Annotated in this window: 14 protein-coding genes; 6 read left to right on the top strand and 8 right to left on the bottom strand. The window is 70.5% G+C overall.

Going from position 1 to position 14,636, the window contains the following annotated elements; all coding sequences use genetic code 11:
• Window positions 1-188: 188 nt before the first annotated feature.
• Both ABGB05_RS12780 and ABGB05_RS12785 read right to left on the bottom strand, forming a co-directional pair.
• Window positions 189-446 carry a WhiB family transcriptional regulator gene (locus ABGB05_RS12780; RefSeq protein ID WP_130464821.1) on the bottom strand — a complete coding sequence of 86 codons (258 nt, stop codon included), beginning with the start codon at window positions 444-446 and terminating at the stop codon, window positions 189-191.
• 417 nt (window positions 447-863) lie between these two features.
• Complete coding sequence (locus ABGB05_RS12785) at window positions 864-1,811, bottom strand: diacylglycerol kinase family protein (RefSeq protein ID WP_347653468.1); 948 nt, start codon at window positions 1,809-1,811, stop codon at window positions 864-866.
• A 41-nt stretch (window positions 1,812-1,852) separates the two neighbouring features.
• Here ABGB05_RS12785 and ABGB05_RS12790 point away from each other — a divergent pair, with 41 nt between their 5' ends.
• A complete protein-coding gene (locus tag ABGB05_RS12790; protein ID WP_347653469.1) occupies window positions 1,853-2,266 on the top strand; it encodes a hypothetical protein in 414 nt (137 codons plus the stop codon).
• Between the two features lie 31 nt (window positions 2,267-2,297).
• Here the strand turns inward: ABGB05_RS12790 and ABGB05_RS12795 are convergent, their stop codons facing one another.
• Complete coding sequence (locus tag ABGB05_RS12795; RefSeq protein ID WP_347653470.1) at window positions 2,298-2,708, bottom strand: ATP-binding protein; 411 nt, start codon at window positions 2,706-2,708, stop codon at window positions 2,298-2,300.
• A 218-nt stretch (window positions 2,709-2,926) separates the two neighbouring features.
• Window positions 2,927-3,334 carry a superoxide dismutase, Ni gene (sodN, locus tag ABGB05_RS12800; RefSeq protein WP_347653471.1) on the bottom strand — a complete coding sequence of 136 codons (408 nt, stop codon included), beginning with the start codon at window positions 3,332-3,334 and terminating at the stop codon, window positions 2,927-2,929.
• An 83-nt stretch (window positions 3,335-3,417) separates the two neighbouring features.
• Between sodN and ABGB05_RS12805 the strand changes: the two genes are divergently transcribed.
• From ABGB05_RS12805 to ABGB05_RS12820, 4 genes are all read left to right on the top strand, one after another.
• On the top strand, window positions 3,418-3,786 hold the full coding sequence (locus tag ABGB05_RS12805; RefSeq protein ID WP_347653472.1) for a S24/S26 family peptidase: 369 nt from the start codon (window positions 3,418-3,420) through the stop codon (window positions 3,784-3,786).
• A gap of 159 nt (window positions 3,787-3,945) precedes the next feature.
• Complete coding sequence (locus ABGB05_RS12810; RefSeq protein WP_347653588.1) at window positions 3,946-5,181, top strand: NADP-dependent malic enzyme; 1,236 nt, start codon at window positions 3,946-3,948, stop codon at window positions 5,179-5,181.
• A gap of 39 nt (window positions 5,182-5,220) precedes the next feature.
• Window positions 5,221-6,183 (top strand): zinc-binding dehydrogenase, encoded by a 963-nt coding sequence (locus ABGB05_RS12815; protein ID WP_347653589.1) that lies wholly within the window; start codon window positions 5,221-5,223, stop codon window positions 6,181-6,183.
• 380 nt (window positions 6,184-6,563) lie between these two features.
• Window positions 6,564-7,841, top strand: a complete 1,278-nt coding sequence (locus ABGB05_RS12820) for a hypothetical protein (protein WP_347653473.1) — start codon at window positions 6,564-6,566, stop codon at window positions 7,839-7,841.
• Window positions 7,842-7,937: 96 nt separating this feature from the next.
• Here ABGB05_RS12820 and ABGB05_RS12825 read toward each other — a convergent pair whose 3' ends face one another.
• Together ABGB05_RS12825 and ABGB05_RS12830 are read right to left on the bottom strand one after the other, a co-directional pair.
• Entirely contained in the window at window positions 7,938-8,945 is a 1,008-nt protein-coding gene (locus ABGB05_RS12825; RefSeq protein WP_347653474.1) for a chlorophyllase, read from the bottom strand.
• 47 nt (window positions 8,946-8,992) lie between these two features.
• A complete protein-coding gene (locus tag ABGB05_RS12830; RefSeq protein WP_347653475.1) occupies window positions 8,993-9,952 on the bottom strand; it encodes an alpha/beta hydrolase in 960 nt (319 codons plus the stop codon).
• 180 nt (window positions 9,953-10,132) lie between these two features.
• Here ABGB05_RS12830 and ABGB05_RS12835 point away from each other — a divergent pair, with 180 nt between their 5' ends.
• Complete coding sequence (locus tag ABGB05_RS12835) at window positions 10,133-10,303, top strand: hypothetical protein (RefSeq protein WP_347653476.1); 171 nt, start codon at window positions 10,133-10,135, stop codon at window positions 10,301-10,303.
• 108 nt (window positions 10,304-10,411) lie between these two features.
• Here the strand turns inward: ABGB05_RS12835 and ABGB05_RS12840 are convergent, their stop codons facing one another.
• Together ABGB05_RS12840 and ABGB05_RS12845 are read right to left on the bottom strand one after the other, a co-directional pair.
• Complete coding sequence (locus tag ABGB05_RS12840; protein ID WP_331212238.1) at window positions 10,412-10,591, bottom strand: DUF6104 family protein; 180 nt, start codon at window positions 10,589-10,591, stop codon at window positions 10,412-10,414.
• Between the two features lie 93 nt (window positions 10,592-10,684).
• Entirely contained in the window at window positions 10,685-14,458 is a 3,774-nt protein-coding gene (locus ABGB05_RS12845) for a multifunctional oxoglutarate decarboxylase/oxoglutarate dehydrogenase thiamine pyrophosphate-binding subunit/dihydrolipoyllysine-residue succinyltransferase subunit (protein ID WP_347653477.1), read from the bottom strand.
• Window positions 14,459-14,636: the final 178 nt, after the last annotated feature.

Raw genomic sequence — 14,636 nt, forward strand, 5'->3', positions numbered from 1 at the left:
AGATCCGTGATGGTGTTCCCGGGATCGGGACGGTGACGGCAGCCTATGGTGAATCATCTTCTGGTGTCGTTCGGCCGGCGTTCGGCGGAATGAATTCTTCTCGGCACTCGTCGTATTCGAAAAGCAGAACGTCCCGGGGGAGAGGATCCCCCGGGACGTTCGTTGCGTCGGTGCGGTCGATCGGTCGATCAGGCAGAGTGAGCGCGCAGGACCCGCAGGCCGCCGCGGCGCTTGACGGCGCGCCGCTCTTCTTCGCTCATTCCGCCCCAGACCCCGGCGTCCTGACCGGATTCGAGTGCCCACTGCAGGCACTCGTCGGTCACGGAGCAACGCCGGCAGACGGCCTTGGCCTGCTCGACCTGCAGCACGGCAGGGCCGGACGTCCCGATCGGGAAGAACAGCTCCGGGTCCTCGTCGCGGCAGGCAGCATGGTGGCGCCAGTCCATGGCGGCAACACTCCTCATTCTGGGTGGGCGGCAGTGCTTGGTGGATCTTTCTTTATGCGTCTGCGGTGTCGATCACGACGGGGGTGCCCATCGTTACGGCAGCCGAGAGCAGGCTTTGTGTTTGTGGAACCTGCGGAGGACTCTCGCCGGCGGGGCGCGTCCACGCAATGTTCCGGTAACTCAAGTTCGCTTGTGAATACTTTCACGAACGCTCGCGATGTCAAGGGTAACGCCCGGAAAAACTCTGGACAGGTGAGACAGCTCACGACCCATTTGCCCGGATTCCCGCCCTTGTCGGCACCCGGTGCGCCACAGCCGAGAATCAATATAGTACAGTCCACCCGACATTGCTGGCATTTCCGGCACCGTCCTGGTAGGTCGCTTCGGGCCTGCTCTGTCGGTGGCTGTACCCCAGGGTCAGCAGATTACTCTTAGTGCAGCCGTGACGGATGTGAATCGCACCTTGTTCCGCTCGCCGAGGTAGTCGCCGTCCACCTGGAACGCCTGCGGGCGCTCGGCCACCACGGTGAACTCGTCCAGGTCGTGCAGCCGCAGGACCTGCCGGCCGTGCGGATCCGGCTGACGGGCCAGCATCTGACCCACCATCCGGGTCGTGCTCGGGACCCGCAACCGGCGGATGGCCAGCACGTCCAGGCCGAGGTCGAACGAGGCGTCGGGGTTCGGGTTCACCTCGCGGCGCCCGACATAGGTCCACGGCGCGGTGTTCTGGACGATCACGGTGGCCAGGTCGCCCTGGGCCGGCTCGCCCGGACGTTCCAGGCTGATCGTGGGATGCCGGCGCTCCGTGCCGAAGAGGTACTGCTCGGCGATCGACCGCAGATAGAGGGTGGGGGTGGAGACCCGGCCCCGGCGGCGGGCCCGCTCCACCCGGTGGATCACCGCGGCGTCCAGCCCCAACCCGGCGCAGAAGGTGAAGTACCGGTCGTCCGCGCGGCCGAGGCCGATGGTGCGTACCCTGCCGAGCCGCAGTGCCTCGAGGATCACACTGGTCGCCTCCGGCCACTGGCTCGGCAGACCCAAGGCCCGGGCGAAGACGTTTGTCGAACCACCGGGCACCGGGGCGAGGGCCGGCCGGCGGTCAGCGGGCGACGGGGCGTCGCGATCGTCCGGCGTCCCCGTCATCAGACCGTTGACCACCTCGTTGACCGTGCCGTCGCCACCCAGCGTCACCACCAGGTCGACCCCGTCCCGGACAGCCTCCCGGGCGAGCGCCGTCGCGTGCCCACGCCGTCGGGTGTACTCGACGGTGAGGTCGACCTCGCTGCGGAGCGCGCGGACGAGCACGTCCCGGCCCCGGCCCGTGGTGGTGGTGGCCTTCGGGTTGACCACCAGGATGGCCCGCATGGGCGGCACTGTACCCCGCGACGCCGAGTATCGTGGCGGCCGTGACAAGCGACTCCGAACCGCTCCCCGGCCAACTGCTCGGGGCGGTGTGGCTGCTCCGCGCCGAGGCGGCCGGGCTGGCGGTGCTGGCGCTCTTCCTGGTGTACGAGACACTCACGGTGACCGCCACCGACCTGGTCAACGCGCTCTTCGTCACCGGATTCGCGGCGATCGGCGCGGCCGTGCTCTGGGCGCTGGCCGTCGCGCTCGGCCGGCGCCGCTCCGGCGCCCGGGCCCCGGCCATGGTGTTGCAGCTCATGCTGCTGCCGATCGGTTACTACATGCTGCAGGGCGGGCTGGGCTGGCTGGGTGGCCCGCTCATCGCGCTCGGCCTGCTCGTTTGCGGCCTGCTGCTGAGCCCGCCGACGAACCGGGCGCTCGGCTTCGGCGTGGAACGGAACCGACCTTCGGCCTAGCGGGCACCGGCCCGACAGACGTGAGGCGTGGTCAGACCCCGCCGGAGCGCCGGGTGAGCAGGGTGATCGTCGCCCGACCGTCGACCACGGCCGCCGAGGCCGAGGTGGTCAACGCGGTCAACACCTTCCAGGCGAAGGACGACTCCGCCGGCAGCCGGGAGCCGGGAGCCGTCGGCACGGCGACCTCGACGGTCAGCGCGTCCTCGGTCACCGCGAACCGGCAGTCGAGTTCGGCGTCCCGGGTCGCCACGGCCAGCAGCATCGCGCAGGCCTCGTCGACGGCGATCCGCAGGTCCTCGATCTCGTCCAGGGCGAAGTGCAGCCGGGCGGCCAGCCCGGCGGTGGCGGTACGCAGCACCCCCAGGTAGCCGCCGTCGGCGGGCACGGTCAGGAGGACGACGTCGTCACCGGTCGTCGACGGTGTGGTGGTCAGCGGTGTCACCAAAATAATCCCCCGTACGGGACTCTACCGGACCGGTGCGTTCCCGGCCGCGCGTGTGCCAGCTGCCCGGAGCGCGCGGTGTCAGGGGTCGCGAACACCGGCTTCTGGTGGGCGTCCGGCGACTACGGCCGGCACGCCCGTCAGGCGTACCGGCCGGATCGTCGTCGCGGTGACCGCGCCGGTGACGCCGGCGGCGTACCGGCCGGCGCCGACCGGACTCAGGCCTGCTTGGTCTCCCAGAAGATCTTGGCGATCTCGTCGATCTTCTGCAGCAGCTCGTCGGCCTTGCTCGCGTCGGTGGTCGCCTTGGTGCCGCCACCACCGCCGGCCAGCTTGGTGGCCTCGTTGAACAGCTGGTGCAGCTGCGGGTACTTCTCGAAGTGCTGCGGCTTGAAGTAGTCGGTCCAGAGCACCCAGAGGTGGTGCTTGACCAGTTCGGAGCGCTGCTCCTTGATGATCAGCGCCCGGGTACGGAACTCCGGGTCCGTGTTCGCCTGGTACTTCTCGTCGATCGCCTTGATCGACTCGGCCTCGATCCGGGCCTGGGCCGGGTCGTAGACGCCACAGGGCAGATCGCAGTGCGCGCTGGCGACGATGCGTGGTGTGAAGATGCGCGGAAGCCGCATGGGATCCTCCATAGCAAGTCTGTGATGATCCATGACGACACTACTCCTGCGATATGTCTCCCAAGGGGCGGAGGTGAAACTCGGTGTCCGCCGACATCGCCGCCGGCGGGAGTCGTCCCCGGGCGCCTGTTTTTGCCGTACTCGTGGTGGGGCCGTCCATGGTGCCGACCCTGCGGCACGGCGACGCGGTGCTGGTCCGGCGCGGCGGCCGGGCCGTCCGTCCCGGCGACCTGGTGGTCGCCGAGTTCCGTGACCGGCCCGGGCTGGTCGTGGTCAAGCGGACGGAGTACGCCGTCGACGGTGGCTGGTGGCTGCGCGGCGACAACGGCCTCGTCACCGACGACTCCCGGGCGTACGGGGTGGCCGACGTGTGGGGTCGGGTGGTGCTGCGGTACTGGCCGCGTCCGCGGTGGTTCCGGCGCCGGCCGGGTACTCCGGTCGCGACGCGCTGAAGACCGGTTACCAGTTGGTAGGGCCCTGGACGGCACCGGAGGCCCGACCCGCCACTATGCTCTGTATCTCATAACCGGGTGACCCCCGCACCGCTGCCGGCGATCGCCGATCTCGCGTCCAACCGGCCGCTTCATCTGCTCGACGATCCTGGAGTCACCATGTCATCCCCTGCCGTGGACCCGTCATCTCCTGTCGTGGATCCCACCGACCCGGCCTTCGCCCTGCACCGTGGCGGCAAGCTGGCGGTCGCCTCGACCGTCCCGTTGACCACCCGGGAGGACCTGTCCCTCGCGTACACCCCGGGGGTCGCCCGGGTCTGTGAGGCGATCGCCGCCGACCCTGCCCTGGTCGACGAGTACACCTGGGTCCCGCACACCGTCGCGGTGGTCACCGACGGCTCGGCCGTACTCGGGCTCGGCAACATCGGGCCGCGCGCCGCGATGCCGGTGATGGAGGGCAAGGCGGTGCTGTTCAAGCAGTTCGGCGGCGTGGACGCGGTGCCGGTCTGTCTGGACACCCAGGACGTCGACGAGATCGTCTCGGTGGTGACCGCGCTGGCGCCGTCGTTCGGCGGGATCAACCTGGAGGACATCAGCGCGCCCCGGTGCTTCGAGATCGAGCGTCGGCTCGACGAGGCGCTGCCGATCCCGGTTTTCCACGACGACCAGCACGGCACGGCCGTGGTGGTGCTCGCCGCGTTGCGCAACGCCGCCACGCTGCTCAACCGCAAGCTCGGCGACCTGCGGGTGGTGGTCAGCGGAGCCGGCGCCGCCGGGGTCGCGGTGACGAAGATGCTGGTGGCCGGTGGGGTGAACCCGGCCCAGGTGGTGGTCTGCGACTCGCGCGGCATCCTGCACCGGGACCGGACCGACCTGACCGCGACCAAGGCCGAACTCGCCGCGCTGACCAACGCGGCCGGCCGGTCCGGCGGCATGGTCGAGGCGTTGCGCGACGCCGACGTGCTGATCGGGGTCTCGGGTGGACAGATCCCGGAGGAGGCGCTGGCCGGGATGGCGCCGGGTGGGGCGATCTTCGCGCTGGCGAACCCGACCCCCGAGGTGCACCCGGAGGTGGCCGCCCGGTACGCCGCCGTGGTCGCCACCGGTCGCAGCGACTATCCCAACCAGATCAACAACGTGCTCGCCTTCCCCGGCATCTTCCGGGGTGCGCTCGCGGCCCGGGCGACCCGGATCACCGAGGGCATGAAGGTCGCCGCGGCCGACGCGATCGCCGCGGTCGCGGTCGAGGGGGAGTGGGACGGTACGGCCGCGGTCGCCGCCGGGCAGTTGCGGGCCGACGCCATCATGCCGTCGCCGCTCGACCCGAGGGTGGCGCCGGCGGTGGCCGAGGCGGTCGCCGAGGCGGCCCGCCGGGACGGCGTCGCCCGGTCCTGACCGGTTCGTCCGAGGAGATCGGTGGCGTACGCGTGTAACGTGTCGATCATGCGTGCCGCGTACGCCTCCAGGTTCGACGCCGACGATCCGCTCGCCGCGCTGACGGTCGGCGAGCGACCGGAACCGACGCGTCCGGACCTGGACTGGGTGACGGTGGAGGTCCGGACCAGCTCGCTGAACCACCACGACCTGTGGTCGCTGCGTGGGGTCGGGCTGGCCGCGGACCGGCTGCCGATGATCCTCGGCTGCGACGCGGCCGGGGTCGACCCGGACGGCAACGAGGTGGTCGTCTTCCCGGTCGTCCCCGACCCGGCCGATCCGCGCGGGCTGTCGCTGCTCTCCGAGCACCATCCCGGCACCCTGGCCGAGCGGGTCGCGGTGCCCCGGGCCAACCTGGTGCCGAAGCCGGCCGGGATGTCCTTTGTCGAGGCGGCCTGCCTGCCGACGGCCTGGCTGACCGCCTACCGGATGCTCACCACCCGGGGCCGGGTGGCCGAGGGTGAGTCGGTGCTGGTCCAGGGCGCTGGCGGCGGGGTGGCGACCGCGGCGGTCGTGCTCGCCGTCGCGCTCGGCAAACGGGTGTACGCGACCAGTCGCGACCCGGGTAAGCGGGAGCGGATCGCCGCGCTGGGCGCCACCGCCGTGGCGCCCGGCGCGCGGCTGCCGGAACGGGTCGACGTGGTGATCGAGACGGTCGGCGCGGCGACCTTCGACCATTCGTTGAAGTCGGCCGCGCCCGGGGCCCGGATCGTGGTCAGCGGCGCGACCGCCGGCCACGAGCCGACGGTGAACCTGCGTCGGGTCTTCGCCATGCAGTTGGAGATCCTCGGTACGACCATGGGCACCGCGACGGAACTCGCCGAGCTGCTCGACCTCTGCGTGACGCGCGAGGTCCGGCCGGTTGTCGACTCGGTGCACGGCTTCTCCGAGGTCACCGGGGCTTTCGCCCGGCTGTACTCCGGCGAGGTCTTCGGCAAGGTCGTCCTGGACCACACGAGTTGACGATCGCCCCGCCGCCCGGACTCCACCGGCGGCGGCGAGCGGAACACGCGCGGCGGCGGCATTTGAAAATCCGGACGTTTTGCCAGCAATCGAAACGGACACCCGGGCAGGAAAAGCCGTCGAAAAAGCGCCGGTAAGTCGGGCTAAAGGCGGACTTCAAGAAAACTAAAGGTTGGGTTTGTCCCCATTCTTTCGCGCCTCCGACCCCTTGGGTCCGGCGGGTACAGTCGTCCCGTTCCGCCCCGCTGATCGCGGACGATGTGTACGGCGAAGGAGTCGGGATCTTGAAGAATTTCTCACTGTCAGACCAGAATAAGCGGCGCCAATCACGATCAATACGGGGAAAGCGCAGACGTTCCTGGCGTACCCCCCGCTCCCTGGTGGTGGGCTCGGCAACGTTGGGGATCGTCCTCGCCGGGCTCGGCGTCGCGGTCGCGAGCAGTGGTGACGAGTCGGTGACGATCACCAAGCCCGGCACCGTCCTCGAAGGCCGGAAGATCAACGGGTACGTGCATATCAAGGCCGACGACGTCACGATCAGGAATACCACCGTCAGGTACGGCGGAGCGCACACGATACGGATCTTCGAGGGTGTCAGCGGGGCGCTGATCGAGAACACCAGTATTCAATGCACCGAGCCGCAGACCAACGGTCTCGTATTCGGAAACTACACGGCCCGGAAAGTGCGGGTCACCGGCTGCAGGTTCGGCTTCATGCACTCGCCCGACGCGCCGGCGACCATTATCGACTCGACCTGGAACGGCGAACCGGTGGCGGCCGGCGACCTTCCCGCCGAACACGAGGAACCGACCGGGGCCGAGCCGAGCCCGACGCCGGACGCCACCCCGGACGGCACGCCGTCCAGCGGAGCCAAGCCGGGGGGCGAGGCGACCAAGACCACCGCCCCGAACCTCGCCATCCCCACGTCGTTCCCGGGTCCGGACAACACCGGCGTACCCGCCGGCACCAAACTGAAGGCCTCCGGTTCGCTGAAACTGGCCGAGGACGGTGCCGTGGTCAGCGGTCTCGACATCACGGGCTGCGTCACGGTCACCGCGCGGAACGTGGTCATCCGGAAGTCCCGGATCACCTGTGACAGCAACTACTCGATCCGTACCGACGGGGCGGACAACCTCCTGGTCGAGGACGTCGAGATCGACGGCATGGGCCGGAACTCGGCGGCGGTCTGCTGTGGCGAGTACACGCTCCGCCGGGTCGACATCAGCAACGTCATCGACGGTCCCCGGCTGGGCAGCAACGTGGTCGTCGAGGACTCCTGGATCCACCACCTGAAGCGGCAGCCGGGTTCGCACAACGACACGCTGCAGACCACCGGCGCGTCAAACATCGTGGTCCGGGGCAACTCGCTGGAGGCATACAACCCGGTGACCAGGGACCCGTTCAACGCCTGCCTGATGATCGGCTCGACCACCGGGCCGGTCGTGGAGAACCTCGTCTTCGAGGGGAACTACTGCAACGGCGGAAACTACTCGATCGGCGTACGTACCGACCTGAACGCCGTCAACATCCGGTTGCGCGCGAACGTCTTCGGCCGCAACTACCGGTACGGCGTGATCGCCCGGCCGACCCAGCGTGGCATCAGCTGGGACCGGGCGACGAACCTCTTCGTCGACACCCGCCGACCCGTGGTGGGATAGCCGGCCCCGGCGGGGTGCGGGCGGTCCGGACCGGCCGCACCCCCGCGCAGCCGGCGTCGGTTCCGGCCGGTGTCCTCGGCTCGCCGGACCGGCCGGTCACAGATTGTCGTCCAGGGTGGCGAGTCCACCCTGGACCGCCTGCTCCGGCAGCCGGCGCTTGGCCCGCTGGTCGCCGTAGAGCGTCCAGCGCAGGAACTCGACGGTGGTGCCGGCGACCACCGACAACGCCCGCTGGTCACGGCCGAGCAGCGCCCGACCGTGGTCACCGTCGGGCAGGGTCAGCATCGCCTTGGGCCAGGGCACCCGGTCGTACGCCGCCCGACCGGCGCGGTACGACACCACCTCGTCCCGGACACCGTGCACGAAGAGCTGGGGTGCGGCGGCGCCGGCGAACGCCGTACCGACGCCGAGCGCGGTACCGGCGAGCACGATGCCGGCGTCGAGCCGTGGATCCCGGCCGGCGGTGAAGAGCCCGATGGTGGTCACCCCGCCCGCCGAGTGGCCGGCCGCGGCCACCCGGTCCGGATCCAGGTGACCACGGAACGGATCACCGGCCCGGTCGGCCAGCGCCAGCAGCCGGGTCAGCACGTACGACGCGTCGGCCGGCTGGTTGACCACGTCGAGTACCTGGATTCCGCCGCTGGCTCCCCGACTGGTGTGCGGATAGGCCGGTGCCGCCACCACAAAACCCGCGGCCGCCCACCGGACGAGCAGTGCCCGGTAGTCCGCCGGGCGGCCGGTCAGGCCGTGACTGAACAGGACGACGGGAAAACGTCCCTCCGCCACCGGCAGCGCCGACGTCGGCGTCCCGTCGACCGGGCCCGGGGCCGGATACCAGACGGTGACCGGAAGCGGCCGGTCCCCGCCCCGGTTGAACGTCAACTCGCGTACCCCGACCGCGGAACGGCGGGACGGCGCGACGCCGGCCGGAGCGGTCGACGTACCGCTGTCGGCGGGGGAGGGGCTGTTTGACGCCGTACCGGTCGCGGTCGGCCGGGGGGCCGTCGACCGGTCCGGGCCGATTGAGCAGGCGGGTACGGCCAGCACCAGCGTCAGGCTGAGCGCGGAACCGGCCAGGACCGACCGGGCGGAACGTCGACGCATGCCACCGATTCTGCCCGGCCGCCGCTGGCTGGGCGGACCGGCGTCGGTCAGGACGAGGCCCCGCCTGACCACCCGGTGCCGTCCGGCGACAGGAAGGGGCCCTCCCGCACGGCGGTGCGGAGGGTGGCCAGGGCGTCCGGATCGCCGTACAGGGTCCAGCGCAGGAAGTTCGTGGTCAGCAGGACGGTCCGGTCGAAGTCGGGACGACCGGGGGTGAGGAAGTCACCATGCCCCCGGCCGGGCAGGGTGACGAACGCCTTCGGCCAGGGCACCCGCTGGTAGGCCTCGCGGCCCCGGCTCAGCGGCACCACCCGGTCCGCGTCGCCGTGCAGGAAGAGCAGCGGTGCCGACGGTCCGCCGTAGCTGGCCCCGGGCATGCCACCCCCGGCGAGCACGATGCCACCACGTAGCCACTCCGAGTGTCCGGGGGCGAAGAGACCGGAGGTGGTGTAGCCGCCGGCGGAGTGTCCTGCCGCGCCGATCCGGGTCAGCGCCAGGTGCCCGGCGAACCGGTCGCCCGTCCGCTGGTTGAGCAGGCCGAGTTCGTCGAGGGCCCGCCAGGCGTCCGCCGGCTGCCGGCGGATGTCGGCTCGGTCGAACCGGGGCGTACGCGCCCGGGTGTGCGGGTAGGCGGGCGCGGCGACGACAAAACCGGCCGCCGCCCAGCGGGTGGTCAACGGGGCGTGCATCTCCGGCAGGCTGTGCAGGCCGTGACTGAAGAGCACCACCGGAAACCGGCCGGGTGCCATCTGGGCGTCCGGCACCAGGGTCGGGGTACCGGTTCCGGCCGGTGCCGCCGACCGGGCCGGGTACCAGACGGTGACCGGAAGCGGGCGGGCGGTGCCGCGACCGAGATCGAGCGTACGCACGCCGACCGCGTACGTTCGATCCGGCGCCGCCCCGGGCAGCGCCGTCGGGGCTGACGCGGCGACCGCCCACCCGCCGACGGTGAGCGCGATCGGCAGCAGCAGGGCGGTCAGCCCGGCGACCAAGGGGTGGACGCGCACAGCACCGACGGTAGACGGCGGTACGCCGTACGAGGTCAGCTTTCCGGCCGCGCCGGCCGGCCGGCCGGACGGTTTGTCCCGCCGTACGCCGTCGGTTCGGGTTGTCCCGGTGACCCGATGCCGTCCGGTCGCTCAGGTGGGGGACGTTCGTGCTGGTCCGGGTTCGCTATCGTGCTCGGCATGGCTGATCCACATCCTGACCCCAGCGGCAACACGGAGGCGTTCCGGGCCTTCGCCCACTCCACCGAGCCGCCGGCCGCCGCACCGCCGTCCCGCCTGCCGTTGATCATCGGCATCGCGGTGGTCGTCGCCGTGCTGATCGTGCTGATCGGCTGGCTCGCGCTGGGCTGACCCGCCCGCAGGTCGGATCGACACCGCGACGGCTGTCCCGGGGCGGGACAGCCGTCGCGGTACAGCGCGGTTCCTGGTCGTCGACCAGCTACAGGTCGACTCGACCAGCTACAGGTCGTCCTCGTCGTCGAGCCGGGCCAGCCAGGTGGCGAACCGCTCGATCGGCGTCTCGAACTCGGGGTTGAGGTCGACGAAGTCGCTCAGCCGGGCGCCGAGCCATTCCAGGGTCACCGTCTCGGTGCCCCGACGCTCGACCAGCTCCTCGATGCCTCGGTCGGTGAAGTACACGACGTCCTCTTTCGGATAGTGCAGCCTGTCCCGGGCTGACCGGCCCGGTGGCCGGGACCGTCGGCTGACGGTCCCGGCCACCCGGTCCACTGGTCAGGGTCGGGGCAGGGCGGCCTCGATCAGCGCGGTCTGCTCGACGTCGTGCATCTTGGCCGAGCCGACCGCCGGAGCCGCCGCCGCCGGGCGGGAGATCCGGCGCAGCCGTACGCCCTCCAGGTGCTCCAGCAGGTTGAGCGCGACGAACGACCAGGCACCCTGGTTGGCCGGCTCCTCCTGGACCCAGGCGAAGTCCTCGGCGTTCGGGTACTGGGCCAGGGCGGCCCGGAGTTCCTCGACCGGCAGCGGGTAGAGCTGCTCGACCCGGAGGATCGCGGTGTCGGTGATGCCGCGCTCGGCCCGGGCCTGCGCCAGGTCGTAGTAGACCTTGCCGGAGCAGAGCAGCACCCGCTTCACCGCCTCCGGCGCCGGGGCGGTGACTCCGGTCGTACCGGCGCCGTCGGCGAGCACCGGCTGGAAGGTGCCGGTGGTGAAGTCCGTGACGTCGGAGACGCAGAGCTTGTGCCGCAGCAGCGACTTCGGGGTGAAGACCACAAGCGGCTTGCGCTTCGGCGACAGCGCCTGGCGGCGCAGCAGGTGGAAGTGGTTGGCCGGGGTGGTCGGGATGGCGACCCGCATGTTGTCCTCGGCGCAGAGCTGGAGGAACCGCTCCGGCCGGCCGGAGGTGTGGTCCGGCCCCTGGCCCTCGTGCCCGTGCGGCAGCAGCAGCGTCAGCGACGACTGCTGTGCCCACTTCACCTCGCCGGAGGAGATGAACTCGTCCACCACGGTCTGCGCGCCGTTGACGAAGTCACCGAACTGCGCCTCCCAGAGCACCAGCGCCTCGGGGTTCTCCACCGAGTAGCCGTACTCGAAGCCCATCGCGGCGTACTCGCTGAGCAGCGAGTCGTGCACGAAGAACCGGGACCGGTCGTTGGTCAGCGCGGAGAGCGGGTTGTGCTCGGCGCCGGTCCGGGAGTCGACCACGACGGCGTGCCGCTGGACGAAGGTGCCCCGGCGGGAGTCCTGCCCGGCGAGCCGGACGGTCACCCCGTCGTGCAGCAGTGCGCCGAAGGCGATGATCTCGCCGAAGCCCCAGTCGATGTTGCCCGACTCGGCCATCTTGGCCCGCCGGTCCAGCAGTTGCTGGATCCGCTTGTGCGGGGTGAAGCCGTCCGGCATCGCGACGTGTGCGGTGCCGATCGCCTGGAGCACCTCGGCGGTCGTCGCGGTCTCGACCACCGGCTCCGGTTCCGGTTGCCGGCGCGGCCGGGCGGCGGGCCGGGCCGACGAGGCCGCGTCGCGGGTGGCCTTGAAGACCCGCTCCAGCTGCGCCTGGAAGTCGCGGAGCAGTTCCTCGGCGTCCTCGAGGGTGATGTCGCCCCGACCGATCAGCTCCTCGGTGTAGAGCTTCCGGACCGAGCGCTTCGAGTCGATGATCTTGTACATCAGCGGGTTGGACATCGCCGGGTCGTCACCCTCGTTGTGCCCGCGCCGCCGGTAGCAGACCATGTCGATCACGACGTCCTTGTTGAACGTCTGCCGGTACTCGAAGGCGAGCCGGGCGACCCGGACCACGGCCTCGGGGTCGTCGCCGTTGACGTGGAAGATCGGCGCCTGGATCATCCGGGCCACGTCACTGCTGTAGAGGCTGGACCGGGAGTACTCCGGCGCGGTGGTGAAACCGACCTGGTTGTTGACCACCACGTGCACGGTGCCGCCGGTACGGTAGCCGCGCAGCTGGGAGAGGTTGAGCGTCTCGGCGACCACACCCTGGCCGGCGAACGCCGCGTCGCCGTGCACCGCCACCGGCAGCACCGTGTAGCCCTCGAGCTTGAGGTCGATCCGGTCCTGCTTGGCCCGGACGATGCCCTCCAGTACCGGGTCGACCGCCTCCAGGTGGGAGGGGTTCGCGGTGACCGAGACCTTGGTCGAGTGCTCGCCGTCCGGGGTGGTGAACTTGCCGGCCTGGCCGAGGTGGTACTTCACGTCACCGGAGCCCTGGGTGGAACGCGGGTCCAGGTGCCCCTCGAACTCGGAGAAGATCTTCTCGTACGGCTTGCCGACGATGTTGGCCAGCACGTTCAGCCGGCCCCGGTGGGCCATGCCGATGACCACCTCGTCGAGGCTGTTCTCGGCCGAGGCCTCCAGGATCTCGCCGAGCAGCGGGATCAGCGACTCGCCACCCTCCAGCGAGAAGCGCTTCTGGCCGACGTACTTGGTCTGCAGGAAGGTCTCGAACGCCTCGGCGGCGTTGAGCCGGTTGAGGATGTGCTTCTGCTCGTCGCGCGCCGGCTTCTCGTACTTGCGCTCGACCCGCTCCTGGAGCCAGTGGCGCTCCTCCGGGTCCTGGATGTGCATGTACTCGACGCCGACCCGACGGCAGTACGAGTCCCGCAGCACACCGAGGACCTCACGCAGCTTCATCTTCTGCTTGCCGGCGAAGCCGCCGACCGGGAAGCTCCGGTCCAGGTCCCACAGGGTGAGGCCGTGCTGCAACACGTCGAGGTCCGGGTGCTTCCGGATCTTGAACTCGAGCGGGTCGGTGTCGGCCATCAGGTGCCCGCGCACCCGGTAGGCGTGGATGATCTCCAGCACCCGGGCGTTCTTGTCGATCTGCCCCTCGGAACCGACCGCCACGTCCCGGACCCAGCGGACCGGCTCGTACGGGATGCGCAGCGAGGTGAAGATCTCGTCGTAGAAGCCGCGCTCGCCGAGGACCAGTTCGTGCACGATCTTGAGGAACTCGCCGGACTGCGCGCCCTGGATGATCCGGTGGTCGTACGTGCTGGTCAGCGTGATGATCTTGCTGACCGCCAGGTCGGCGAGGGTCTCCTCGGACATGCCCTGGTACGGCGCCGGGTACTCCATCGCGCCCACACCGATGATCGCGCCCTGCCCGACCATGAGCCGGGGCTGCGAGTGGACCGTGCCGATACCGCCCGGGTTGGTCAGCGAGATCGTCGTCCCGCCGTAGTCCTCCATGGTCAGCTCGTTGCGCCGGGCCCGCCGGACGATGTCCTCGTACGCCTGCCAGAACTGCCGGAAGTCCATCTGCTCGCAGGCCTTGATCGACGGCACCACCAGTGTCCGGCTACCGTCCGGCCGGGCCAGGTCGATCGCGATGCCGAGGTTGACGTGCTCCGGCCGGAGCACCGCCGGCTTGCCGTCGACCTCGGTGAACGAGTTGTTCATCTCCGGGTGCTCAGCTAGTGCCCGGACCAGGGCCCAGCCGATCAGGTGGGTGAAGCTGACCTTGCCACCCCGACCCCGGGCCAGGTGGTTGTTGATCACGATCCGGTTGTCGACCAGCAGCTTGGCCGGGATGGCCCGCACGCTCGTCGCGGTCGGCACCGAGAGCGAGGCGTCCATGTTCTGGACGATCCGGGCGGCCACCCCGCGCAGCGGTACGGTCTGCGGCCCGCCGTCCGTGGCGGCCCGGGCCGGTGCGGCCTTCGGCGTCGACGGGGTCTCGGGCTTCGCGGCGGCGGCCTTGGCCGGGGCCGCGGCGGGTTTCGCCGGGGCGGCAGCCGGCTTCGCCGCAGTCGCGGCGGGCTTCGCCGGAGTGTCGGCTGGCGGGGTCGCGGCCGGGGCGGCGGGCGCGGTCTCCGCCGGCCGGTCGGTGGTGGCGGTCTGGCTACCCTGGGTCCCGGTCGTGGCTGCGGCGCCGCCGTCCTGCCCCGTCGGGCGGTAGTCGGCGAAGAAATCGTGCCAGGCCGCGTCGACGCTGGTGGGGTCGGCGAGGTAGCGCTGATACATCTCCTCGACGATCCACTCATTGGGGCCGAAACCCGCCAATGGATTTTCCTGCGAAGTCTGCTGGGTCGACACGGCCGGTAATCGCCTCTTTCACGCGGGTTGTGTGTCACGCGGTTTCTGCCACCCGTCCGGGGGGCTGAGTCGAAAGACGGGTCCAAGGCTACGCCGTGCGTTAACCGTCAGCATTGTCGCATCGGGCCCGTGTCGCGTTTCACAGGTTTTGAGAGTTCTCCGCCACCCTGCGCTCGGA

Source organism: Plantactinospora sp. B5E13, assembly GCF_039871775.1.
Classification (GTDB): domain Bacteria; phylum Actinomycetota; class Actinomycetes; order Mycobacteriales; family Micromonosporaceae; genus Plantactinospora.